Genomic DNA, 23,579 nt, shown 5'->3' with positions numbered 1-23,579 from the left:
AAGTTTATACTATGAAAGCCGTTCCTGCGCAATTACCGGTGCCACGGACTCTCTCGTCTTTGCCATGACATATATATAACCGAAGACGTGTGCTTTTGCACCGCAGCATGTACAGAACGTCGTACGCCCGGAATCCAGAGAACAACTCCAGAATGGTCGCAGACGATGGGAATAACGGAACGCATTGAAGGAGGTATTTTTTCATCAATAAAAATATCTTTAACCTTTTTTCTTCCGTTTAATCCCATTACATACATGGTATCTCCAGGTAATCGCGAGCGTACAGTCAACGGCAGAGTCAATTCATCTGCGTCGAACCATGCTTCTTCCTCATTCGCCGGATGTTGTCCATCCAAATAGGAAGCTCTTTGCCACCGGAGTATACCACCCGCTTCAGGCAACTCAAGCTCACCGGAAATAGGCAATACGCTCAGTCCATAGCTCCATTCACCCATAACGACTTGCGTACGGTCAAACAAAACCGCCTGGTCATATTCGCGGACTCCAACCGCACCGCCGCCCAAGTCCAAGCTCCATGTAGAAGTTGTCTCCTGGAGAAGTCTTAGTCGAACGGTCTCAATTTTACGAAAATCAAAATTCCCACTGTCCGAAGGCAGATAATTTAATATTAGTTTAATCAACCTCCGTTGTAAAGCAACGGATAGCTTACGGTATGATGCGATGGAAAACATGTACCTGCCATTATTGAAATGCACCATTTTCTCGTATACCGACAGTGTAGCTGCCTCCATAAAATCATTTTCGTCAGCCATCGTTTCGGCCAGCCGGTTCAGGGACGGTGTCAGTTGCTCATTATATTGCCCCAAAAAAGGAAGCACATCCATGCGGATGGCATTACGACGGTATTTGGTCGATAAATTAGTGCTGTCTGTCACATAGGAAAGACCATAAAAGTTACAATACTCAATCAAGTCAGCCTTGTACATACGAAGCAGCGGGCGAATGAGTTGCACATTTTTTTCGGTGCGTGCCAAACGCATACCCGCCAAACCCGCCGGTCCGCTACCGCGCAGCAAGTGCAAGAGGACTGTTTCCGCTTGATCATCGCCATGGTGAGCCATAGCAATATGCTGTGCCTCCCACTTCGTAGCCGTATCATGTAAAAAGCTGTACCGTAGCTCACGGGCCGCTTCCTGTGGACCCTTGCCGCTTTCCTTTATATAAGCGGGTGCATCAACCCGGATCATTTCAAATGGAAGCTTGAGCTTTCGGGCAATATTGCGTACCTCTTCAGCCTCCGCATCCGATTCCTCTGGCCTGAAGCCATGATGAACATGAGCGCAGACAAGTTGTAATGGCATATGTATAACGGATATTTCATGTAAAATGTGCAAAAGGGCCACCGAATCCGGTCCACCGGATACAGCAACCACAATGCGGTCTCCGGGGCTCCACAGGGAATGTTCTCGCGCCAAAGCGAGCACTTCCTGTACAACACCGGTCGGTTTTGTTGTTCCCATTCACGACCCTCTTTTCTCCCGACCGTAAAAATGATGATCCTATGTTATCTTATGTAAGTCATGCTGCTACCTTAACGCAATCCAGAGCGCTCCAGCAAGCAGCAAAAGCGATACCGTGAAAGCATATCCCAACCAGCGTGGATTTCCTCTTTTGACAGATGATTGCCTGACATGCGCGGAAGCCAGACGCGACCAAGCTCGGGCCGCTGCACGAGTATCGGAATATTCGCCACGTACTGCACCCAGCAGCCATTCGGCGTAGGGGCGTAATACACGACTGCGACGAATAATGACTGTCAATTCTGCCGTATTACGTAGCTGCGGCAGCCTACTCGCAGCCGCCTTTAACGATTCACTCTCCAAAATATGAACCGTTAAAAGAGCAAAGGCAAACAGATCATACTGGGGATCAGCATTTCGGCTACCAGCATTCCAAAATCCCCTATCGTACCATTCTGTAAATTGTTTAACACTCCGACCTGCAAGGGACACGCCACCATAATCAATCAACTCAGCCTCTCCATAGGCATTGACCAATATATTTTGAGGCTTCAGGTCGCCAAACACCCATCCTGCCTGATGGAGATCGGCCAGACGATTCAGTATGCCAGTCCCAGCCACACCATACCATTCAGACCCTTTGGCTGCCACAAATTTATGAAGCGGATCTCCTTTAACGTATCGCATAACATAAAAGGGGATCTCCCCATTGCGTAACACTACATCATCCACTTCAAACAAGAAGGAAGGATTCCCATTCCGCTGGAGGGCAGCCTGAGTCCCTTGAGACTGTAATGTGGTCAGCACATTAATCTCCGATTGCAGATCAAGCGTGTTCTTTCCCATTTTGAGAGCAAATTGCCGATCGGCCTGTGCTTCTTTTACCAAATATACAGTTCCGTTCGCTCCCCGGCCCAGCAAGCGCTGGATGACATAGCTACTCCGCTTCCACTTGCCCTTGATGACCGTTCCGGGTGCAAGAACGGGATCAGACGACGTAGTCACCGAGCATCCCTTCTCCTTTGCCATAGGATTCTTCCAGATCTTTCTGTTCCCCTAGTGTAACATATCGGTAATAATCAATCACTTGTAAAATGGCTGGTCCTGTCGGTGTCGCTCCTTTCATCCGCAAGCGTCCGAATATCGATTTGATCTGGTCTAGCTCAGAGGTCCACCCGATATCCATGACTGCGTCTTCTCCCATTCGTCCACCCGGAAAATGAAATACAGATATACGGCTGAGTCCGCTTCTGGACTGTAAACTGAGCAGCAAATCGCGGATACTATCCTCTACAGCAGGCAGCTTAGGCTTCATGCTTGCACTTGCATCAATGAGTAAAGCAATTTCCAGAGGGCTTGTTTCTGTCAGTTCATCCATTACCTCAACTACCTGGGCTCGTTTGGCCGGAGGCAGTTCACCGATATGCCGGGCGCCGCCCTCACCCAAAATGTGCGTTAACTCTCTATTAACCGCCTGCTGAATCGTTTGAACCACTGTTTTGCGCGTCATCATTTGCATGGTTTGCGCCAACTGCTTCGTACCGACGATTTGGCTAAACCCTCCCCCTGCTTTAGCAATTTCCTGAATCTCTGCGCTCCCAAGCTCGCCGATGGTTCCATAATCTATGACTCCGGCGACGTTCACTGTAATTCCCTCCCGTAAAGCTTGGGCAGCCGCCATCACTGGGCTAACCCCTACGTTAGAGCATCCATCTGTAATGATCAAAATTTGCTTCATCGCTTTTTGACCTCCGCTTCCTCTTAATCTATTCCGATAGATTCTATCTTTGCCTAATCCGGAACGATTCAAACGAAGGATGCGGATTTTTAAAAATGAATAAGCAATTTCCCGGGCAATGTCAGTCTAGCTCACCGTCCGCGGACGTTCCAACCACCTCATGCCAGGTACATGAAGGGTGGCCCACTCTGGGCGAAAGTGATCAATTTTACTAACAACTACAGTCATATCATCATAGATTTGATTTTGTTGATATCGAATAACCCGTTCTAGCAAACAATCGGCCAGTTCCTGCGGGTCCTCACTTTCAATCTCTTGAATCATGCGTTTCATCCATATTTCTTTATTGACTGCATAACCCGGTGAATCGTATATACCGTCTGTTATCATAATGAGAATATCTCCTGGCTGGAGTTGCAGTGACACCAAATCAACTTCGATATCCTGTATAATGCCAATCGGTAAATTGCTGGCAGATACGGGAATGACCTCCTCCCCTCTTTTAATAAAGCTCGGTGTAGATCCAATCTTCATAAAGGTTGTCCGGGCCGTATACTGATCAATCAGCGCCATATCCACCGTAGCATACATTTCCTCAGGTGATCGGAGCATCAGGACAGAGTTAACCGACTTGATCGCTAATTTTTCGTCCATACCTGATTGCAGTAGTTCTTCCAAAATGTTAAGTGCTGCACTGCTCTCTTGCTGCGCACGCTCTCCGTTCCCCATACCGTCACTTAAAGAGACTGCGAAAGTCCCATTCCCTAACTCCATCATGCTGTAACTGTCTCCTGAGAAGAAATCGCCTCCTTTGGCCGCACTAGCTACTCCTGTAGCAATCTCATACGTTTTAGCAGAGCCGAACATGACTGTAGCCAAGCCTTGGCGGCGATCTGCCGCCGTTTCGCGCATGACAGCTATATGCTCGTCCAGTATGTCCGACAGCAGTGGAGCAATGATTTTCCGACATTCATCAAATCCCCTTGTATAGGCATGGACAATCTCTATTTCAACCTGACCTGCATCCAGGCTAATAATCTCAATGGATTGGATGGACAAGCCGAGTCGATCAAGAGCCTCTCGGATTTGCTCTTCCTGCCGATGCATGGTCTGCCCTTCTCGCTGAATTTCCCGCGCTAAATCCTCCATAATTTGCGATACACCGGATAGCTGGTCAGCAACAAGCTGACGACTATCGTATACTTGGCGCTTCCACTGCATATTATGTTGGTAGAGACTATACTGCTGCTTCATTACCTGCAGGACAGCGCCCGTCTTGGCACATGCCTTGCTCCATTGTGGCGGCATCTGCTCCGGCTCCAAATCAGGATTATCCTCAATGGCACTCATCATTTCCGTCATATACTGATGGGTTTGCATAAACTTGCCGTCCCAGCACTGCTCGCACTTAAAGCAAGAGGCACAGGTTCCTTCCGCCACCGCATTCATAAAGTGTTCCATTTCTCCGTCCGGTTTTGCTCCCTCACTCGCAGATATCTGATGGAAGCTGCGCGATAGCTGGCTGAATACACGGGAAAATTTCGTCACCCGCTCGGCAGTGAGATCACGAACTCTTTTGGCATATTCATGCTGGGACTTGGCGTGATCCTGCGTACCAGGGACATAGGTAGAAACCGCTTTAAAGAAACTTTTTGGAGTCATTAAAAATAGTAGAATTGCCGCGCAGCTCTCCCAAGTTGATGTCAACACGTCCCCAGTCCCATCCAAATAGATCGTCAAAATGGAGGAGCCCAACAGCATGCCAAGGGCCACTGCACCTTTTCTCCCTTCACGCAGCATTCCTGCCAGCAAACCTGCAAAAGCAAGTAGACTCATCTGCACAATTGCGGACATATTGGCCAGGCTTAAAATTAAACCGGTAATCACACCGACCGAAGCACCCAACGAAGCACCTCCCACCAAAGCAAACACCAAGACCAAATATCGTGAAAGCACATGATCGACAGACAGTGAATGAACGGTCCATCCTACTGCTCCCGTCATCACAGAGGCTAATAGAATAATCAGACACAAAATTTCTTCGTTCTTCAATTGGCTTGCCTTCTTGCGGTACGTAAACAGCGGTATGGCCTGTGTGAACACCAATGTAAGCATAAAACTGAGCACCGCATCCGTTCCCACAATGACAAGCTCATACCATGTAAAAGCCGGAGCCATCACGGCGTTAAATAAATTGACCATAAACACAGACAAGAAGACCATAAGCGGGGCATAGGATAATTCCAGACGATCGAAGGTACGTAGCCCGCGATACAGGAGATAAAATATGATTAGCTCACCACCAATCATGAACAACGATGGGTAAGGAGCTAACAGGCTGCCTAGCACAACGGATACAGCTACAGGCAGCATTAGATCACGCCGAAGGAACGTAATGACCGCAAAATAAGCGAGGGCAAAAGGAGAAAGCTCGTCCAAAATAGTGGCGCGTCCCAGTAGAACTCCCATAGCTGACAATAGCAGCATCCATCTTTGCGCGGTTACCCATTGCACCATTTTATGTGAATCGAGCCGTTTCTTGAGTCTGGAAGGCCAACCTTCCGTACGCTCTTTGGATTTGGACTTTCTAGATTTTAACCCCGGAAAATGTACCACGTTCCATTTCTCCATCATGCGTCAGGCACCCCATTCATCAATTTGATGTTCCCATCTTAAACCGGAACGATTGAGAAAGTTTGTCAGAACCTCACGTCTTATTCCAAGAAATTTCCGACAAAAAAACGTGCCGCGCGAAAGGACAGAGCATCCCCCTGTACATCAAGCTGCGCCCGTATGGAAGCAGATGGAAGTTGTATCACTCCACGCCTTGCACGGCCTCTGTATGTCGTCCACCCTGATGCCCAGACTAGCGATTTGCACAGAAGATAGACGGAAAACCGTTGGAGTTTGTCGGACGATTATGTCCACACGACAAAAAAAACATCCAACATTTCAGTACGATGCTTCTTCTCTTCTTCATGAAACTACTAATCTTAAAAATGTGCCTGTACACCTCCGCCCAAATGTATTGCCCGCAGCCACAGCTTGTCGCATCTCCTGTCGGTAGAACGCAAAAAAACCGTAGCAGTCTTTCGACTGTACGGTTTTCCGTGTATGGTTGATACGGTTGTCAAAGTGAATTAAACACGCTTCGCGCCGCGTCCTCCGCGTTTACCTTCGGTGTTCTTTTTCAGCGACGAAATGCGTTCCTCACTATCTTTCAGGAAGCGTGACATTTTATCCTCAAATGAAGGTTTACCCGGTGCAGGCTTGAAAGAACGGCCTCCACGATCGCGGTTGAAACCACCACCGCGTCCCTGACTTGGACCTGAACCTCCGCCGCCAAAACGGTCTCCTCCGCCTGGTCCTCCTGTACGCTCCGGTCTTGGAGCTCTTGGGGGACGGGCTTCACTTGCCGGCTTATCAATCGTTTGCTTAATGGAAAGTCCGATTTTGCCATCTTTGTCAACATTAATGACTTTCACCGTCACAACATCATTAATCTTCAGGTGGTCGTTAACATCCTTAACATAATTATCGGCGATTTCCGAGATGTGAACGAGACCCGTGACACCTCCAGACAAATCCACAAATGCTCCAAAATGCGTGATGCCTGTCACTTTGCCCTCTAACTTGGTGCCCACTTCAATTGCCATAGAATAAAATGATCCTCCCTTAAAATATACAACCGATTTTTTTGCAAAAAAATCCCGCTGTGGTGATTTGATTATACAAAATGGCGGAACCAAGGTCAACTAAGCATTGGCCCGATAATGCCTCTATTTTTGATCTCCGATGATTGGCGTCTCTTCCGGTTTGTAAAGACCGTACTTGCTTCTAGCAATTTCTCCAATGTACTCAGGGTCCTTGAGACGATTCACTTCGGTTTGAAGCTGTTGTTCCGTTTGTGTAGCAGCTTGCTTCTGTTTTTCCTTCTGGGTGAGCTGTTCACTTCGATCGGCCATGATCATGCCTTGAGAAAAAAAGGTGAATATGGCCCAACTACCAAAGGCGGCAAGCGATAGCAACCAAATCATGATTCGCCTGCGCCCGCCCGCATTGGACTTGGACGTAGGAGATGAATGGCGATCTACAGACGAATTACGCATGATACTACCCCCTTCCAAACCATCTTTTTGCTGTATTTTTCAGTCTGATACCTAGCTTTATGAGCGGATCTGGCGTCTTCCAGCGCGCTATAAGCGGACGGATCAACCAAAGAATCGGCTTCCAAACCGGCATCAGGATGTATATCAGCATCCTTCCTAGGAACACAATAAGTGCCCATGTCCATCCGACCAGCTTGCGTAACAGCCGATACAGCGCTAACACCGGAAGAACAATCAGGATGCGCAGTATGCTGTTCACGATCAACGTCAGTCTGCGAACGATCTCTATTAACATTACCACAAAACGTTGGGTTGTAACACTAAAGGCCCAAAAATAGAGCCAAACCCCCAAAAGTAGTCCTAAAAAGACATAAAACCGCAGCTCACCGCGATTACTCGCGTATAGCACACGGAAAATAAACAAAGCCGAGGCCACCCAATACAGCACGTCCAACATATGAACACTCCAACGGGCAAAATGAAAGCGGATTGACAGCACCCGGTAGCTGTCAAATACCACTCCCATCGCTATGCCCGACAATAGCATCCACGTCAATGTCAGCCATTGTGTGTAAGGGTTCATTTGAAGAGCTTGCCGAATAGGCTTTTTCCGTTTTTGGCCGGGGCCCCAGGCTCTAGGTAGACGAGGGAAGTAATCAGACCTTCAATGGACAGCAGCCCCTCTTCCAGACTGAGGTTTTTGATATGTAAATGTTGTCCGCGAATGGTGAGATGGCCCAGCTCGGTCTGAAGCAAAAACTCTTCACTGTCAAAGCTCTCCACATTGCTGACGCCTGAAATGTCGAGCTGCTTGCGGCTTTGCATGCGCAGATCATGGTGCTTGGACTTCCCTTGTTCAATCATGGCATGTACCCCTCCTTCTGTTCTTAGCTTATGAAGGGGTGGGCATGATTTAGAACCGCATTGGTTATTCACGAGCATATATTAGACGAAAGCTCATCATCCAAAAGAAAAAAGCATCCCTTCATAAAATATGAAGGAATGCTTCTATGTACAACGTTATGAGAAAATCAGATGTCTGCTTACCAGTTCAAACCGTTGTCCCTGGCAATAGGCTCTTCCTTTACCAAAGTGTACATACTTGCAGCCTCGTCCTTGCGTGTAGTGTCGGCGAGCCGTTCCACTCGCACGGTCACCAGCTTCTGGCCAAATTGGACGGTAATTTCATCGCCCACTTTGACCGCACTGCTCGGCTTGGCTTCGCGTCCATTCACCAGCACTCTCCCTTGTTCAGAGACGTCCTTGGCTACTGTACGACGCTTAATCAGCCGCGAGACTTTCAAGAATTTATCAAGACGCATTAGTTAACGGCTTCTTTAAGCTTATTACCGGCTTTGAAAGCAGGAACGGTCGATTCTGGAATTTCAATCGTGTTGCCGGTTTGTGGATTGCGGCCTGTACGGCTAGAACGCTTGCGCGTTTCGAAAGTACCAAAGCCGATCAGTTGTACTTTGTCGCCACTCGCAAGTGCATCTGTAATTTCACCAAGTACGCCATTCAATACAGCTTCAACGTCACGTTTGCTCAAACCGCTTTTGCTGGAAATATTGTTGATCAGATCTGTCTTGTTCATAAGATAAAAGCCTCCTAAATGTCAAAAAATAATCATCACGCTACATATCCATAAATGGAGCAGACGTGAGGTCCAACTGTGGCCGTAGCCTTTCTGAATACTACTGTAACATGTTAACTATAGGCTACAGTTATTTTCAGAATTATTACAAGTTATTCGGGCTTGTCCTTAAAAATCCTGCAATGACAGGCGTTTTTTATTCGACCCCCAGTTAAGCCAACATCCTACTACAAAACTCTGCCCATTGGCAAGTCTGCTCAAGCTGGGCGTGTTTTCAACCCTGCTTATGTCTCATTTTACTGGCCCATACAGCCAAAGATCAAATCTATGGAGTCAATTTCTGTCAAGGAGCTTTTTCGCTTCCTGCCAGTAGGTCTCCATTTCATCTACGCTGCTGTCTTCGGGACGACGTCCCTGCTCGCGTAACTTCTGCTCAATATACTGGAAACGGCTCACAAATTTGCGATTAGTGGCTGACAGCGCCTCCTCTGGATCTACTTCCATGAACCGGGCTGCATTCACGGCAACAAATAACACATCGCCCAACTCCAGCAACTGAGCTTCCACGGAATGCCCTTCCCGAACCGCTTCCTTCAACTCAGCCACTTCTTCGTCCAGTTTATCAAATACGCCTTCAATGCTATCCCAGTTAAAGCCTACTTTAGCTGCCTTTTTCTGGAGCTTGTACGATTTCATAAGAGCAGGTAGATCACGGGGAACCCCATCCAGCACGGAGGAGTCTGCTGCCGTTGTGCCTTTAAGTCGTTTTTCCTCAGCCTTCATCTGTTCCCAGTTTTGCAGCGCCTCTTCCGCATCATTCGCTTGATTATCACCGAACACATGCGGATGACGGAAAATAAGCTTATCGTTCAGCCCTTGGATCACATCATAGACATTGAAGGTTCCGACTTCCTCTTCCATTTGGGCATGCAGCAAAATTTGTAACAACAGATCGCCGAGCTCTTCCTTCATATGCTCAGGATCATCCTCATCTATAGTTTCAATGACCTCATACGTTTCCTCGATCAGATTTTTGCGGATCGATTGATGTGTCTGTTCACGATCCCATGGGCAGCCTTCTGGACTGCGCAAAATATCGACAATCTCATGTAGACGGTCAAAAGAACGCCGTTTCAGCGCCTCATCCTCACTGCGAGGTATGTACACCAAGGATAGGTTCCCGTAGCCCTCTACTCGATCCAGCTCGTACAGCGGCACCTTGTGGACTGCTTCCTCACCTTCTACCCCAAGCGCGTGGCCGACATACACCTCATAATCGTCAGGATACCGCTCCATCAAGCACAGCTTCACATCGGAAGCCGTAAAGGTGTCATATACCTGTCCGATCAGCGTGTGCAACTGAGGCTGGAGCCAGCTCGCATCCAGTGTACCTGCATCCAACAGCTGGAAACCCTCAATCGGATCAAAACCAAGACGCACAAAAGCCTCATCCAGGAAACTTTCGCCCCCCAAGATGTTTAGTTCAATCCCTTGCGCAGGACAACGCTCCTTGAGCAACTGCACCGCTGCTTCCGCCACCATCGGGTGACCGGGAACCGCATAGACGATTTCGCTTCCGTCTGCCGCCTTAGCAGCTGTTGCCATCAATTGACTGGTAATTTCCTCGTATACCTCTGGAAAAGATTCCTTTGTCTCATATACCGCATCAAATGACTCAAAGGCCACTTCAAACTCATCCAGCACTTGAACCGCCGGATGTTCCTTGGTTCGCAGATATAGCGCTGAAGCCCCCCGCATTTTGTTCAATATCCCTATCGTAAGCTGATCGGGATCTCCCGAGCCCAGACCTACGATCGTTAATGTTACGCTCATATCCAATCCTCCGTTCCGTAAAAGCAGGATTCATGCTCGGAAAAAACACCCGGCGCAATCCAATCCAGCTTCCGCTTCCTTTGCTTTGGCATTTACTATACCACAAAGTTGTATAGGTTCATAAAATGGCTTGCGCAGCTGTCGCGCGGTAAGTCGTATAACCCCGGCTAAGCCAGTACACGCAGTCTGCGCAGCACGGCTGCCAGCGGGCGTCCGAGCTTGGGCACTGCCACAAGCTCGGCTTCCGTGATCAACCTCAAGCGTGCGAGGCCGATCACGAACACCACAGCGCCTGCAGCTACTCCCAGCAGGCTCTCCACCGCTGCCGTGGCACGACCTCCGGCAGCCCATCCCAAGGCACCCAGCACAGCACTGGTGCCCCACATCGCCGCCCCGGCTGCACCAGCCAAGGCGACAAGCAATGCCGCCGGTTTGAGTACACTGGCGGACCAGCTCCCGCGCAGCCCCACCAAGCGGGCCAGCAGCGCGATGTTGATCACTGCCGCCAGCAGATAGGCGACAGCCCCCGCAATGGCGGCACCAGCCGTGCCTAGCTGCGGCACGAGCAGCCAGTTTAGCAGCGCCTTGGCTGCTGCGGCCGCGAGCATCGCCAGAGCTGGCGCACGAACCGCGCCAAGCCCTTGCAGTAGCGCAGCCGAGATGATGCTGAGCGTACCTCCTACGGCGGTCAGCGCCATCCAGCGCATCACCGTGCTGCCGGTATCGTCTGCATACAGCATCACATTGACGGGCACGGCCAGCACGATCAAGCCTGTCGCAGCGGCTAGTCCTAGTAGCCAAAACCAGCGCAGCGATTGCTCGCACTGACGACGTGCCAACTCCGTACCTCCGGTTACCCGAGCCTCAGCCAGCGAGGGTATGAACAATGCCGACAATGTGGTGGCAAACATCATGACCAGCTGTACTAGCGGAAGCCCCCGGTTATACACGCCGAAGACCACCATAACCGCCGTATCGTCCAAGCCCTCCTGCTTTAACAAGCGAGGGACGGTAAATGTATCTACCAGGTTAATTAACGGAACGGCTAGCGCTCCAAGGCAAACAGGCAAGGCATAACGTAACAGCGCCTTTAGCAAAGCGCCGTTGCTTTCCGTTGGGTGAAGCTCACCAGTCTGGGCTTGCACTGTTGTCATCGCCATCTCTTGCCGCCTAAGTCTCTTTCTGTGACCTCGCCAATACAACAGCATGATCACCAAGCCCGCTGCTCCGCCTGCTGCTGAGCCAAACACTGCTCCAGCGGCTATCATATCCGCCCCTGCTCCTTGTGACAGCATGAACAGCAACAATATGATCATCACGCTTACCCGTATCGCCTGCTCTGTCACTTGAGAGACTGCCGTTGGAATCATATTTTGCAAACCTTGAAAATAGCCTCTCAGTCCCGCCATAACCGGCACGAACAAGAAGGCAACTGCTGCCGCTCTCACCGATGGAATGACGTGAGCATTGTCGATCCACTGGCCGATTAGCGGCGCACACGTATACATCAGCAGCCCCAAAATCAATCCGAAGATGCCCAATACAAGCGAAGATAGCAGGGCAACACGTTGCCCTGCTGCCCGGTTCCCCACAGCCTCATACTCAGCTACAAATTTGGATACGGCAACCGGGAATCCAGCAGCTGCAATGGTAATAAACAGCGTATAAAAAGGATAAACCGTATTATAAATGCCAAACACGCCGTCGCCGCCAATATTTTGCAGCGGGATTTTTTGCAATGTGCCGATCAGCTTGCTTGCTACCGCTGCCATTGTCAAAATGACAGCACCCCGTAGCAGCCGCGAAGCGGCGCGATTTTCCTGCATTCTCCGTCTCCACTCCCACCTGGATAAGCATTTTTACGAGTCCTATTATACCGTCTCTTCTCCCGGAAAGAAAAAAATCCCTGTACAACGTTGAACGGCTTTGTCCGTTCTGTACGTCATACAGGGGTGAAACGAGGTGTTACTGTTCCATTTGTTTGCCCAGGAAGCCAGCGGCTGTTTCAGCCATCTTGACCTCCATTTCGGACATTTTTACATTTTCATCCTTGTTCAACAATATAACAGATCCGATGGGATCACCACCCGAAACAATGGGAGCCGTCACAAAGGACGAGAGTGTTTCTTCGTGGTCTCGCGTCAGCTCATAAGAGCCGCTGGCTGTCTCCAGCACAGTCTTGCGATTATCCATGCTACCTTCGATAATGCTACCGATTTGCTTGTCCAGAAACTCTTTTTTCGAGCCTCCAGCCACCGTAATAATGGTGTCACGATCGGTAATCATCGTAATATGGCCTGTGCTTTCAAACAGGGACTCAGCATATTCTTTGGCGAAATCACCAAGTTCACCAATGGGTGAATACTTTTTCAAAATGACTTCTCCGTCACGATCCACAAAAATCTCAAGCGGATCTCCTTCACGAATTCTCAAGGTGCGGCGAATCTCCTTTGGAATAACTACCCGCCCAAGATCATCAATACGGCGAACTATACCAGTAGCTTTCATTTCACATGTTGCCCCACTTTCTCAAGAAGAATTTAGTAAACTACTGACGGTATCGAAAGACGCTTCCACTCCCCCAGAAGCGGTCACGAAGAACGTCGCGGTCATGGTGTTTATGGTGATATCTGACCATAGTATTCATCTGTTCCCAATTCCTTATGCATGTTCAGTTATTTAGCTTCGTTTGCAGCTCCATCTTTGGCTGTTCCAGCCTTGCTATCGCCCGTACCGCTTGTTGTTCCGCTCGGTGTAGTTGTGCTGCCCGCACCGGACGTTGCACCACTTTTCTCTTGCGTAGCAGGTGCCTTCGGCAGATTGATTTTCAAATCAAGCTTCGCCAAATCATTTTCGGTAAAGTTTTGGATACTTTCCCCAGCCAATTTATTTTTCAGGGCAGCCTTCTCGTTGTCCTTCAATTTATCAAATGTTGGATCATTGCGGGACTCCACTTTGATCACGTGATATCCGTATTCTGTTTCCACAGGCTCACCAATTTTGTTAATCGGTTGAGTTTCGGCAGCCTCTTTAAAAGCAGGTACCCATTGTGCTACGGACGCATTCTCATACAGCCCCCCATTAGATGCGGAACCTGGGTCTTCCGAATACTTCTTGGCAATCGTCGCAAAATCCGCTCCACCGTCCAGCTTCGTCTTTACTTCTTTGGCGAGCTTGAGAGTAGCCTCTTTTGTGCGCTGTTTCTTAGTTTTTGGATCTTCGAAATTAATCAATACATGGCGCACGGTTGCTGTCGTGAATTGATCTTTATTTTTCTCAAATTCCTGTTTCAGCTGATCATCCGTTACTTTATTGGTTTCGCTGTTGATTACCGTCATGACACGCGTGAAGTAATCTTTCACACCTTGTTCGGTCAGCTTCTGATCACTCAGAAATGTCTTAAACTTATCTTCGCCGACCGACTTTTTATACTGCTCCAACTGCTCGTTCCCTTGTTTGGCGCCCTCTTCCTTGGCTTTATCGTCCGCTTTGGCCGCCAAAAGCTTGTACACTACTTCCTGCTTTACAATTTGCTCACGTACCTGATCAGAAGCTAAAGCAGCCTCATACTCTGGGTACAGAAATTTCATCATGCTGATTTCTTGGTTGAACTCATTTTCGGTAATCGTTCCACCCTTATAGGTCACGACAACCTTGCTGTTGTCTTTCGGCTCATCCTTGACCTTATTCTCATCCGCTTGCTTTGTACATGCTGCCAGCACCGATATAGCTAGCAACGCTGCCATGCCCAAGGAGAGCATTCTCCAAGGTTTTCTTTTATTTAGTTGTGGCATTTTGCAGTTCCTCCTTCAATGTGAATGCTTCTTTCAATGCACTCAAAAATTGCTCCAGCAGTTCTAGCAACTGTGGATCATTTAGACCTTTGCCCTTTATGCGTGCGCTCATAGAAGTGCCCTGTTCAAATTGTACACGTCTTTCAAAGCGATTGCCAATCTCGGCAAGTTTGGCCGTCTGAACCGCGTGCTGACGACCTTCATGGAATTTCAGCACTATATTGTCATCCCGCTGCACAATGGACTCGATTCCATACATCCGTCCATATACTTTAAGGCGAGCCACGGCAAGCAAATGACGAACAGCCTCTGGCAGATCGCCAAATCGGTCGACCAGTTCGTCCTCCAGTTCGGAAGCCTCATCAAAGGTACTGACCGCTGCAACCTTCTTATAAATCTCAATCTTCTGGATGCTGTCATAAATATAATCTCCCGGCAGGTAAGCATCGACACCCAAATCAATCGATGTACTCCAATTCCGGTTGGATTGATCCTCTTCTCCAAGCACACTGACTTTACGTTTGTTGATTTCCTCAGCCAGCATTTGCGAGTAAAGGTCAAAACCAACGGAAGCGATGAATCCGTGCTGCTCGGCGCCAAGTAAGTTACCCGCTCCGCGGATGGACAAATCACGCATTGCAATCTTGAACCCAGAACCCAACTCCGTAAATTCTTTGATAGACTGAAGCCGCTTCTCCGCCACCTCTGTAAGCACCTTATCTCGCTGGTACGTGAAATAAGCATAGGCAATCCGATTGGAACGGCCTACACGCCCACGCAGCTGATAAAGCTGGGAAAGCCCCATTTTATCAGCATCATGCACAATGAGTGTATTCACATTGGGGATATCCACACCGGTTTCGATAATGCTCGTGCTAACCAGTACATCATATTCACCATCCAGGAAATCCAAAATGGTTTTCTCCAGTTCCGTTTCAGACATCTGTCCGTGACCTACGCCCACCTTGGCGTCTGGGACAAGTGCATTGATCTCGGCAGCCATCTCCTGAATCCCCTGTACGCGATTATACAGGTAGTACACCTGTCCTCCACGTGCCATCTCGCGTTCAATGGCCTCGCGAACTAGAGTCTGGCTATGCTCAACTACATAGGTCTGCACTGGAAAACGGTTTTCTGGTGGCGTCTCAATAACTGACAAATCACGTACACCCAGCATGGACATATGCAGCGTACGGGGAATAGGTGTAGCCGTTAGTGTCAACACGTCTACATTCGTTTTCAGTTTTTTCAGCTTTTCTTTGTGCGTTACGCCAAAACGTTGCTCTTCATCGACAATAAGCAGCCCCAGATCCTTGAACACCAGATCCTGTGAAAGTAGACGGTGAGTACCAATGACAATATCCACCGTACCTTGTCGAACTCCCTTGGTCGTCTCATTCTGCTCTTTGCGCGAGCGGAAACGGCTCAATACCTGAATATTGAACGGATACCCGGAAAAGCGCTCACGGAAAGTCTCATAGTGCTGTTGTGCCAAAATCGTCGTCGGTACCAACACAGCCACTTGTTTGCCCTCAATAGCAGACTTAAAAGCAGCACGAATAGCCACCTCAGTCTTGCCGTAGCCTACGTCACCGCACAGCAAACGATCCATCGGACGACTCTGCTCCATGTCCTTTTTAATTTCTTCAATAGCCCGAATCTGGTCACGTGTCTCATCATACGGGAACATATCCTCAAATTCCTGCTGTTCTGGTGAATCCTTTTCAAAAGCAAAGCCTGGTGCTGACTGTCTTTCCGCATATAGCTTGATCAAGTCATCTGCGATGTCCTGAACCGAGCTGCGCACCTTACTTTTAACACGTGTCCACTCATTGCCGCCCAGTTTGTAAATCTTGGGTTCCTTGTCCTCGGAGCCCACATACTTCTGAATCAGATCAATTTGTTCAATCGGTACAGACAGCTTATCTCCGCCCGCATAGAGGATATGCATGTAATCCTTATGGATACCGCCAACCTCCAGCGTACCGATTCCCATGTACTTCCCGATTCCGTGATTTTGGTGTACGACATAATCGCCCACCTTCAGCTCGCTATAGCTCTTAATCCGCTCTGCATTGTCTACATGTCGCCCCTGCTTACGTGCTTTCCGCTGCTTCTGGGAGAACATCTCACCTTCGGTAATCACTGCCAGATGAATAGACGGCATCTCAAAACCGCTTTGCAGATTACCAATCGCCATCGTCGGCTCATCAATACCGTAGTCTTGAAGCACTCGCCGCATCCGATCCAGACGTTCATCCCCGCTCGCCAGCATCATAACCTGTGTGCCTGCCTTGCGCCAACGATCCATCTCTGCCTTGAGTACATTCATTTGACCGTGGAAATCCTGCATGCCACGGCAGATGAAATTCAAAATATTTTGCGGCTGTGTATGTGGAACCTGGCGAAGAAAGATCGACAGGAACAGCGTTTGAAATCTCCGATTATACAGCAGATTATCCGAGTTATCCGATAGCTCCAGTTGCGGTAGAGTTTTACCGTTTTGAAGCAAATGCAAATTCCATTCAGACTCATCCCGCTCTAGCTGCCTGGCTGTTTCTAGCATCCGTGCTGGTTCATCAATGATTAGAATCGTATCTTCCGGCATATAATCAGCCAAGGTTTTGCGTTCAGGATACAGCAGGGAGATATATTTATAGATTTCGTCAAAATACACATGCTCCCGCAGCAGCTCAATTTCACGATGAATTTCCTCTTTCAGATGCTGCTTAGCCTGACGATCTGTCATTTTGTCCAGCTGTTCCTCCAACAACAGAGCAGCGGCATCAGCAGCTTGATCCATACGCTGGTGGCTTGCAATAACTTCCTTACATGGCGTTACAGTAACTTCCTGTACCTTTTCCACCGAACGCTGATCTTGCGGATCAAACATACGGATGGAGTCAATTTCATCATCAAACAACTCCACACGATAGCCCCAACGGGTTGTCATTGGATAAAAATCAACAATTCCCCCGCGTACACTCATCTCCCCGCGGGATTCAACACGCTCTACACGCTGGTATCCCATCTCCACCATATGCAGCAAAAATGCTTCCAGCTGAATCGTTTCTCCCTCTTTCAGCTCAACACGAGCCTCACGCCATGTTTCCGGGATTGGTAGTAGACGCCGGACTCCAGAAAACGGCACGACAACAACCCCACGAAAACCCTGGGCACATCGGATCAATACATCAATTCGTTGGGATAACGTCTCTGGACTGGATATGGCTGCTTCAGCAGCTACCAACTCGTTAGCTGGATACAATAAAACCTGATCAGGAGAAAGCGCTTCCTGCAAATCATCTGCTATCTTTTGAGCGGCAAACATATTGTGCGTCATGACCATTAACGGTCGTCCAGTATCTTCAGCAAGTGCGGCCATCAGGACCTGTCTTGAAGAGCCTGACAAGCCTGATATCAGCTGTTCCTTCATGCCTGAGGAAATACCTGCCGCAATGGATGCATAATCAGCATCCTTCGTAAAAGCCTGAATAAGTGCTTGTAACAAAAAAGGCACCCCTTTATGCTTATAAATAGTTACATGTAAACCGAAAAAGAAGCCTCAGCAATGCTGCCAAGGCTCCATAAGCGGAATTGCCGCTTCACCTCTCAAGCTGGTACATCAGACCAGTTGAATACCTGTTATTGGAGCGGGTTTACGAGCAGACTCAGCTCCGGATTATTCTCCAGTGCCTGACTGCAATGCTCGCAAATGACCTTAACGGTCACCTCACCACCCGAATTATACGCTATTATATCTCTACGTTCAGCAGGGGTCAAGGAATGGAAGCCCAACCTTTCTTCGGTTATTGCAGCGGAGTCAATTCGCCCTAAGAAAGTTCGACAATGTCTGCATACATAATTAACAACCATGTAATGTATATGCCTCCTGAAAGTTTTCTATACCTTTCAGTATGTCCAACAATCTCCCATTTAAGCCCGTCTACCTACGTCAGAACTTACTTGTTGAATTCAGCCATCGTCCGCTCAAACGGATGATTCAGACTGTATTCTAAAGCGTTGCACGTATCTTCTATCATTCCGGTCAATAGTTCCTTTTCCTTCTTTGGAAAGGTGCCCAAAACATAATCGACAATAGCATGTCCAGGCTCTGGGCGGGAAATGCCCATGCGAATCCGGTTGAAGGATTGCGTCCCTGTATGCTGAATGATCGATTTAATGCCATTATGACCGCCTGCGCTACCTTGATAACGCAGTCTTATTTTACCGACCTCTGTATCCAGATCATCGTAAACGACAATCAGATCTTCCATATCGGCCTTATAGTAGTCCATGTATGCACGTAGAGACTCGCCTGAGAGATTCATATATGTCATAGGCTTAATCAATACCGTTTTCACGCCACCAATGTGCCCCTCACCAATTAATGCCTTACATTTGCTTTGGGTAATCTGGATATTATGGCGTGAGGCAAGTGCATCTAAGGCCATAAATCCGACATTATGTCTCGTTTTCTCGTATTGGGGACCGGGGTTGCCCAATCCTACAATCCACTTCATTAGCCTTGACACCTCTTTCGAAGTCTTGATTTTTTGGTAAAATAGTTTTAGTGAACAGGAAGGTGCGTGCCGATATGCTCAATCAAGGTGATATCCTCTTATATGACAGCCATTTTCTATATCATTTAAAACATTCCGTTCCTGTCCAAATTTATGACGGGAATGTACATGTTCAAATTGGCATCGTTGCGCGTTTTAATGAGCATTTCGTCGAAATCGAGGACACACTATACAATCGTCAACGCTTCACATTCATATCTCGGCCAGGCTTTTAGCCTGACATGCTGATAGGGGTTACCTTTTCCATATGGAAAAAGCAACCCCTTTTTTAATGAGCCAGCGCTTATTCGATTTCAAACAGTTTGCTGATCGACAATTCTTCATGCACACGGATGATGGCTTCTCCCATTAATGGAGCCACAGACAGTACCTTCAGCTTGCTTGTCGGATTTGGGTGAACGATCGGGATCGTATCCGTCACAACCACCTCTTTTAATGGCGAATTCTCCAGTCTTTCCATCGCAGGACCGGACAGCACGGCATGTGTACAACATGCATACACATCTTTTACGCCGCCTTCTTTAAGCGCATTTGCACCCAATACAATCGTTCCGGCTGTATCAATGATATCATCAATTAAAATAGCCGTTTTACCTTCAATGTTCCCGATGATATTCATCACTTCACTGACATTTGGCTCTGGACGACGCTTATCAATAATAGCGAGCGGCGCACTCAGGAAGTCCGCCAGCTTGCGCGCACGAACAACCCCACCATGATCGGGTGAAACGACAATCGGGTTCTCAATTTGCTTGGAACGGAAATATTGGGCCAGAATTGGCGCTCCCAGCATATGATCAACTGGAATATCAAAGAATCCCTGAATCTGCATCGCATGCAAATCCATACTGATTACGCGGTGAGCCCCCGCCTTTTCAATCAAGTTAGCGACAAGTTTCGCCGTGATTGGATCACGCGAACGAGCCTTACGATCCTGACGAGCATAACCGTAATATGGCATAACAACATTGATACTTTTGGCAGAAGCGCGTTTAAGTGCATCAATCATAACCAATAACTCCATCAAGTTGTCGTTAACTGGCAGACAAGTGGACTGTACAATATACACATGGCAGCCGCGAACACTTTCCGACAGCTTAACCTGAATTTCACCGTCACTAAACGATGTGGTATGGGATTCCCCCATTGGGATTCCGATGTAGTCCGCAATCTGGTGGGCTAACTTCGGATTGGAGTTACAAGTAAATATTTTGAGTTTGGAATCGCAATAAGTCATTAATAGAAACCCTCCGTGCTGGTTCATTCATTACAGATTCAACAGCTTGCTGATTAAGGTCATTCCGATCTTTTTTTCTTTGCTTTGGCACGCGCGCGGATTTTGTCCGCATATCCGGCTTTGTTCTCTTGACGTGGTCTGGCAATGGCCAGGTCGTTATCAGGGACAGCATGTGTTACAGTGGAGCCTGCGACAACATAAGCACCTTTTCCAATCTTAATCGGGGCGATCAGATTCACATTGCTGCCAATAAAGGCATCGTCTTCAATTTCTGTAATGGATTTATTATATCCATCATAATTAACCGTTATTGCCCCGCAGCCAATATTTACGTTTGTACCCACCTTGGCATCACCGACATAGCTCAAATGAGACACCTTGGAATGATCTCCAATGGTCGCATTTTTCACCTCTACAAAATCACCAATCTTCACATGTTCGCCAAGCTTCGCGCCTGGACGCAGATAAGCAAACGGACCTACAGATGTACTGCTTCCCACTTCCGCTTCGTTCAACACCGAATGTTTCACTGTTGCTCCTGAGTGGATAATCGTATTCTGGATCTCGGCCTGCGGGCCAATCACACAATCTTCTCCGATTTGTGTTTGACCATGCAGCCATGTATTTGGGTACAATACTGTATCGGAACCAATGACAACATCGCTCCCGATGTAGGTAGAAGACGGATCAATGACGGTGACACCATTCAGCATATGTTTGCGAACGATACGCTCGCGCATATAACCTTCAGCAACCGACAAAGCAACTCTGTCGTTTACACCGATAGATTCCGACACGTCATCTGTCAAATACGCCTCAACCTTCTCACCTTCGCCATGCAAAATACCAATGACATCGGTCAGGTAGTATTCCTGCTGTGCATTGGCGTTCGTTACCTTGTCCAGCGCTGCAAATAACTTGGCATTGTCAAAACAATACGTTCCTGTGTTAATCTCACGGACAGCATCTTCCTCAGGTGAACAATCCTTCTGTTCCACGATCTTAAGCACAGCCCCGGAAGTATCACGAATAACTCGTCCATATCCTTTCGGGTCGTCCAACTCGGCGGTCAGAATCGTTGCAGCCGCTCCGCGGCTTTCGTGCAGTTGCACCAAACCTTCCAGCGTTTCCGCTGTGATCAACGGAGTATCTCCACAGATGACAATTGTGGTGCCCTGCTCCTGACCGAGCAGGTCCTTGGCTTGCTTGACAGCATGGCCCGTTCCCAGTTGCTCTGCCTGAAGCGCATATTCTGCCGACGGTCCCAAATAAGACTGTACCGCCTCTGCTCCGTGACCCACGACGACTACACTGCGGGACACACCGATTGCACGAACCGTGTCGAGCACATGTCCGACCATCGGTTTTCCGCACACCGGATGCAGAACTTTATATAATTTGGATTTCATACGTTTTCCCTGCCCTGCGGCAAGAATGACTGCCAACCTTTCCAACAAGTCCAACCTCCTATCCTGAAAATAACAGTTACCCCTTGGCTAAAACGTTAATTCCCAGATCAGATTTTGCTTAACTTTTCACAATCCTCCTGAAAAATAACGGCGAACCTTTGGTTAATGGCTATTTTTTCAGGCCAGCTTGTGCTGGACGTTCATCCCCAGGACGCATCGCTGCCTAGTCCCTGTCTTATGAAAAAGCCGCTTCGGCAGCCCGGATGGCTCCAAGTTGCCTTAAAACTGACTGTTAACTCACTAAAGAATATATCTCATTCCAGGCAAAAAGAAAAGAGAGCCACAGTTAGTGGCTCTCTTTTTCTTTTGTACCCCAATCCTGCTTTAGGCGAATTAAGCGCCTTCTTCAATAGCAACTTCTTCATCAACAGCTGCACGTTCGTACTCAGTCAATACAGCAGCTTGAATCTTTTCACGAGTTCCTGAAGATATCGGGTGAGCGATATCGCGAAACTCTCCGTCAGGGGTTCGTTTGCTTGGCATAGCTACGAACATCCCGTTGTTACCGTCGATAACTCGGATGTCATGAACAACAAACTCGTTATCAATTGTAATGGATGCAATCGCCTTCATTCTTCCTTCTGAGTTCACTCGGCGGAGTCTAACATCCGTAATCTGCATGTGTGTTTCACCACCTTTTTCCAAATAGGACTTGGTGTATACATTCCACACAGCATTTCGAATTCCTTCTTTTTTTGGACAATTCGTATCCTAAATTCAGGTAATTTTTTTGAAAAGATTTCTTTTCGACATATTTAGGTATTTTATGATGAATTGTGACAATTTACTGCCCTGTTAACTCATCAAAATAATTACCCAGCTTGACTGTAATTTGCTTGCTTCGAGAATCGACTGCGGTCAGATTTGCCAGTGAAATATAATCGTGCAACAGGCGCTCTTCGTTCTCCACCTCGCCCGACTCTACCAGAACACCGACACCAGCTACCTCAGCATCAAACTCTGCTAACAAGTCAACCATTCCTTGTATCGTGCCGCCAGCCTTCATAAAATCATCTACGATGAGCACACGCGATTTCTCACGCATTGCACGTCTGGATAAAGACATCGTATGCAGGCTCTTTTGTGATCCAGAAACATAATTAATACTTACAGCTGAGCCTTCTGTCACCTGATGGTCACGTCGTACAAGCACGACTGGCAAATTAAGCTGTGCTCCGGTTGCATATGCAAGCGGAATGCCCTTCGTCTCTACAGTCATAACCACATCAATCTGACGATCGGCAAAAGCGGTCGCAAATATTTTACCTGCTTCGTTCATCATCGCTGGTTGGCCCAGCAAATCGGATAAATATAGGTACCCTCCCGGTAATATGCGATCAGGCTGCTCCAGCTGCGCGCACAAGTCGTTCGCAAACGCAAGCGCATGCTGCTTGGAAAGCCGTGGGATCAACTTGACGCCCCCTGCTGCTCCCGCCAGTGTCAGAAGCTCGCCAGTACCCTCATCCTCAAATACTTCTTTGATAATAGCTAGATCCTCGCTTATCGACGACTTAGCTGCCCCGTATCGATCTGCAAAATGAGTAAGAGGCACCAATGTATGCGGCCGTGACAACAAAAATTGTGTCATTTCCACCAATCGTGAGCTTCTTTTAAGTTTTTTCACAACAATTCCTCGCGATCTATTCTCCTGCCGCCCGCTTCGTACAATAAAGCACCGGCGGACTGGCCGGTTGCTGGCGGAATGTAAGTGATATAGTAAAATCCGAATATTTAATAGTAA

At 48.2% G+C, this 23,579-nt stretch carries 22 protein-coding genes; 1 reads left to right on the top strand and 21 read right to left on the bottom strand.

Going from position 1 to position 23,579, the window contains the following annotated elements:
- Window positions 1-32: 32 nt before the first annotated feature.
- The 17 genes from tilS to pth all read right to left on the bottom strand — a co-directional run bounded on the left by tilS (window position 33) and on the right by pth (window position 19,072).
- Window positions 33-1,481, bottom strand: a complete 1,449-nt coding sequence (tilS, locus tag HFD99_RS21680) for a tRNA lysidine(34) synthetase TilS (RefSeq protein ID WP_123796609.1) — start codon at window positions 1,479-1,481, stop codon at window positions 33-35.
- A 66-nt stretch (window positions 1,482-1,547) separates the two neighbouring features.
- Window positions 1,548-2,486 (bottom strand): protein kinase domain-containing protein, encoded by a 939-nt coding sequence (locus tag HFD99_RS21675; protein WP_016818909.1) that lies wholly within the window; start codon window positions 2,484-2,486, stop codon window positions 1,548-1,550.
- Entirely contained in the window at window positions 2,470-3,219 is a 750-nt protein-coding gene (locus HFD99_RS21670; protein WP_016818910.1) for a vWA domain-containing protein, read from the bottom strand. The genes HFD99_RS21675 and HFD99_RS21670 overlap by 17 nt, the downstream gene beginning before the upstream one ends.
- Window positions 3,220-3,345: 126 nt before the next feature.
- Window positions 3,346-5,853, bottom strand: coding sequence for a stage II sporulation protein E (spoIIE, locus tag HFD99_RS21665; RefSeq protein WP_123796608.1), 2,508 nt, complete (start codon window positions 5,851-5,853; stop codon window positions 3,346-3,348).
- A 506-nt stretch (window positions 5,854-6,359) separates the two neighbouring features.
- The gene (locus HFD99_RS21660; protein ID WP_013368688.1) at window positions 6,360-6,875 is read right to left on the bottom strand and encodes a S1 domain-containing RNA-binding protein; all 516 of its coding nucleotides are present in this window, start codon (window positions 6,873-6,875) and stop codon (window positions 6,360-6,362) included.
- A 123-nt stretch (window positions 6,876-6,998) separates the two neighbouring features.
- A complete protein-coding gene (locus tag HFD99_RS21655; RefSeq protein ID WP_013368687.1) occupies window positions 6,999-7,328 on the bottom strand; it encodes an FtsB family cell division protein in 330 nt (109 codons plus the stop codon).
- A gap of 4 nt (window positions 7,329-7,332) precedes the next feature.
- Entirely contained in the window at window positions 7,333-7,911 is a 579-nt protein-coding gene (yabQ, locus tag HFD99_RS21650; protein WP_016818912.1) for a spore cortex biosynthesis protein YabQ, read from the bottom strand.
- Window positions 7,908-8,192: a sporulation protein YabP gene (gene yabP / locus HFD99_RS21645; RefSeq protein ID WP_013368685.1), complete on the bottom strand. Its 285-nt coding sequence runs from the start codon at window positions 8,190-8,192 to the stop codon at window positions 7,908-7,910. The genes yabQ and yabP overlap by 4 nt, the downstream gene beginning before the upstream one ends.
- A gap of 179 nt (window positions 8,193-8,371) precedes the next feature.
- Window positions 8,372-8,650 carry an RNA-binding S4 domain-containing protein gene (locus HFD99_RS21640; protein ID WP_016818913.1) on the bottom strand — a complete coding sequence of 93 codons (279 nt, stop codon included), beginning with the start codon at window positions 8,648-8,650 and terminating at the stop codon, window positions 8,372-8,374.
- Window positions 8,650-8,922 (bottom strand): HU family DNA-binding protein, encoded by a 273-nt coding sequence (locus HFD99_RS21635; RefSeq protein ID WP_007428028.1) that lies wholly within the window; start codon window positions 8,920-8,922, stop codon window positions 8,650-8,652. The genes HFD99_RS21640 and HFD99_RS21635 overlap by 1 nt, the downstream gene beginning before the upstream one ends.
- Before the next feature lie 333 nt (window positions 8,923-9,255).
- Window positions 9,256-10,755 (bottom strand): nucleoside triphosphate pyrophosphohydrolase, encoded by a 1,500-nt coding sequence (gene mazG / locus HFD99_RS21630; RefSeq protein WP_090891338.1) that lies wholly within the window; start codon window positions 10,753-10,755, stop codon window positions 9,256-9,258.
- A gap of 167 nt (window positions 10,756-10,922) precedes the next feature.
- Window positions 10,923-12,581: a putative polysaccharide biosynthesis protein gene (locus HFD99_RS21625; protein WP_031462549.1), complete on the bottom strand. Its 1,659-nt coding sequence runs from the start codon at window positions 12,579-12,581 to the stop codon at window positions 10,923-10,925.
- A 139-nt stretch (window positions 12,582-12,720) separates the two neighbouring features.
- Complete coding sequence (gene spoVT, locus HFD99_RS21620; protein ID WP_013368681.1) at window positions 12,721-13,263, bottom strand: stage V sporulation protein T; 543 nt, start codon at window positions 13,261-13,263, stop codon at window positions 12,721-12,723.
- Between the two features lie 167 nt (window positions 13,264-13,430).
- A complete protein-coding gene (locus HFD99_RS21615) occupies window positions 13,431-14,549 on the bottom strand; it encodes a peptidylprolyl isomerase (protein ID WP_123796607.1) in 1,119 nt (372 codons plus the stop codon).
- Window positions 14,533-18,060, bottom strand: coding sequence for a transcription-repair coupling factor (gene mfd, locus HFD99_RS21610; RefSeq protein WP_016818917.1), 3,528 nt, complete (start codon window positions 18,058-18,060; stop codon window positions 14,533-14,535). The genes HFD99_RS21615 and mfd overlap by 17 nt, the downstream gene beginning before the upstream one ends.
- 134 nt (window positions 18,061-18,194) lie before the next feature.
- Window positions 18,195-18,425, bottom strand: a complete 231-nt coding sequence (locus HFD99_RS21605) for an anti-sigma-F factor Fin family protein (RefSeq protein ID WP_007428020.1) — start codon at window positions 18,423-18,425, stop codon at window positions 18,195-18,197.
- A gap of 86 nt (window positions 18,426-18,511) precedes the next feature.
- The gene (pth, locus tag HFD99_RS21600) at window positions 18,512-19,072 is read right to left on the bottom strand and encodes an aminoacyl-tRNA hydrolase (RefSeq protein ID WP_016818918.1); all 561 of its coding nucleotides are present in this window, start codon (window positions 19,070-19,072) and stop codon (window positions 18,512-18,514) included.
- A 74-nt stretch (window positions 19,073-19,146) separates the two neighbouring features.
- On the opposite strand from pth, the gene HFD99_RS26020 reads away from it, so the two are divergent.
- Window positions 19,147-19,347, top strand: coding sequence for a hypothetical protein (locus HFD99_RS26020; RefSeq protein ID WP_013368676.1), 201 nt, complete (start codon window positions 19,147-19,149; stop codon window positions 19,345-19,347).
- A 68-nt stretch (window positions 19,348-19,415) separates the two neighbouring features.
- Here the strand turns inward: HFD99_RS26020 and HFD99_RS21590 are convergent, their stop codons facing one another.
- From HFD99_RS21590 to purR, 4 genes are all read right to left on the bottom strand, one after another.
- Window positions 19,416-20,369 (bottom strand): ribose-phosphate diphosphokinase, encoded by a 954-nt coding sequence (locus HFD99_RS21590; RefSeq protein WP_013308125.1) that lies wholly within the window; start codon window positions 20,367-20,369, stop codon window positions 19,416-19,418.
- Between the two features lie 59 nt (window positions 20,370-20,428).
- A complete protein-coding gene (gene glmU / locus HFD99_RS21585; RefSeq protein WP_016818919.1) occupies window positions 20,429-21,826 on the bottom strand; it encodes a bifunctional UDP-N-acetylglucosamine diphosphorylase/glucosamine-1-phosphate N-acetyltransferase GlmU in 1,398 nt (465 codons plus the stop codon).
- Window positions 21,827-22,171: 345 nt separating this feature from the next.
- Window positions 22,172-22,459, bottom strand: a complete 288-nt coding sequence (spoVG, locus tag HFD99_RS21580; RefSeq protein WP_007428016.1) for a septation regulator SpoVG — start codon at window positions 22,457-22,459, stop codon at window positions 22,172-22,174.
- A 163-nt stretch (window positions 22,460-22,622) separates the two neighbouring features.
- A complete protein-coding gene (gene purR, locus HFD99_RS21575) occupies window positions 22,623-23,462 on the bottom strand; it encodes a pur operon repressor (protein ID WP_013368673.1) in 840 nt (279 codons plus the stop codon).
- Window positions 23,463-23,579: the final 117 nt, after the last annotated feature.

This window comes from Paenibacillus sp. EKM301P (assembly GCF_011800295.1).
In the GTDB taxonomy this organism is placed as follows: Bacteria; Bacillota; Bacilli; order Paenibacillales; family Paenibacillaceae; genus Paenibacillus; species Paenibacillus polymyxa.
Note: the sequence above shows the minus strand (reverse complement) of the source record. Positions and strands in the feature narration are given on the sequence as shown.

What these genes read in the sequence shown, in the direction of transcription:
- HFD99_RS21660 (WP_013368688.1), bottom strand. Translation starts at nt 6,875, where the DNA reads ATGGCAATTGAAGTGGGCACCAAGTTAGAGGGCAAAGTGACAGGCATC.
- HFD99_RS21605 (WP_007428020.1), bottom strand. Translation starts at nt 18,425, where the DNA reads ATGGTTGTTAATTATGTATGCAGACATTGTCGAACTTTCTTAGGGCGA.
- HFD99_RS21625 (WP_031462549.1), bottom strand. Translation starts at nt 12,581, where the DNA reads ATGCAGGAAAATCGCGCCGCTTCGCGGCTGCTACGGGGTGCTGTCATT.
- spoIIE (WP_123796608.1), bottom strand. Translation starts at nt 5,853, where the DNA reads ATGATGGAGAAATGGAACGTGGTACATTTTCCGGGGTTAAAATCTAGA.
- HFD99_RS21635 (WP_007428028.1), bottom strand. Translation starts at nt 8,922, where the DNA reads ATGAACAAGACAGATCTGATCAACAATATTTCCAGCAAAAGCGGTTTG.
- mazG (WP_090891338.1), bottom strand. Translation starts at nt 10,755, where the DNA reads ATGAGCGTAACATTAACGATCGTAGGTCTGGGCTCGGGAGATCCCGAT.
- yabP (WP_013368685.1), bottom strand. Translation starts at nt 8,192, where the DNA reads ATGATTGAACAAGGGAAGTCCAAGCACCATGATCTGCGCATGCAAAGC.
- pth (WP_016818918.1), bottom strand. Translation starts at nt 19,072, where the DNA reads ATGAAGTGGATTGTAGGATTGGGCAACCCCGGTCCCCAATACGAGAAA.
- HFD99_RS21590 (WP_013308125.1), bottom strand. Translation starts at nt 20,369, where the DNA reads ATGACTTATTGCGATTCCAAACTCAAAATATTTACTTGTAACTCCAAT.
- spoVT (WP_013368681.1), bottom strand. Translation starts at nt 13,263, where the DNA reads ATGAAAGCTACTGGTATAGTTCGCCGTATTGATGATCTTGGGCGGGTA.
- spoVG (WP_007428016.1), bottom strand. Translation starts at nt 22,459, where the DNA reads ATGCAGATTACGGATGTTAGACTCCGCCGAGTGAACTCAGAAGGAAGA.
- HFD99_RS21615 (WP_123796607.1), bottom strand. Translation starts at nt 14,549, where the DNA reads ATGCCACAACTAAATAAAAGAAAACCTTGGAGAATGCTCTCCTTGGGC.
- yabQ (WP_016818912.1), bottom strand. Translation starts at nt 7,911, where the DNA reads ATGAACCCTTACACACAATGGCTGACATTGACGTGGATGCTATTGTCG.
- HFD99_RS21655 (WP_013368687.1), bottom strand. Translation starts at nt 7,328, where the DNA reads ATGCGTAATTCGTCTGTAGATCGCCATTCATCTCCTACGTCCAAGTCC.
- tilS (WP_123796609.1), bottom strand. Translation starts at nt 1,481, where the DNA reads ATGGGAACAACAAAACCGACCGGTGTTGTACAGGAAGTGCTCGCTTTG.
- HFD99_RS21640 (WP_016818913.1), bottom strand. Translation starts at nt 8,650, where the DNA reads ATGCGTCTTGATAAATTCTTGAAAGTCTCGCGGCTGATTAAGCGTCGT.
- HFD99_RS21670 (WP_016818910.1), bottom strand. Translation starts at nt 3,219, where the DNA reads ATGAAGCAAATTTTGATCATTACAGATGGATGCTCTAACGTAGGGGTT.
- HFD99_RS26020 (WP_013368676.1), top strand. Translation starts at nt 19,147, where the DNA reads ATGCTCAATCAAGGTGATATCCTCTTATATGACAGCCATTTTCTATAT.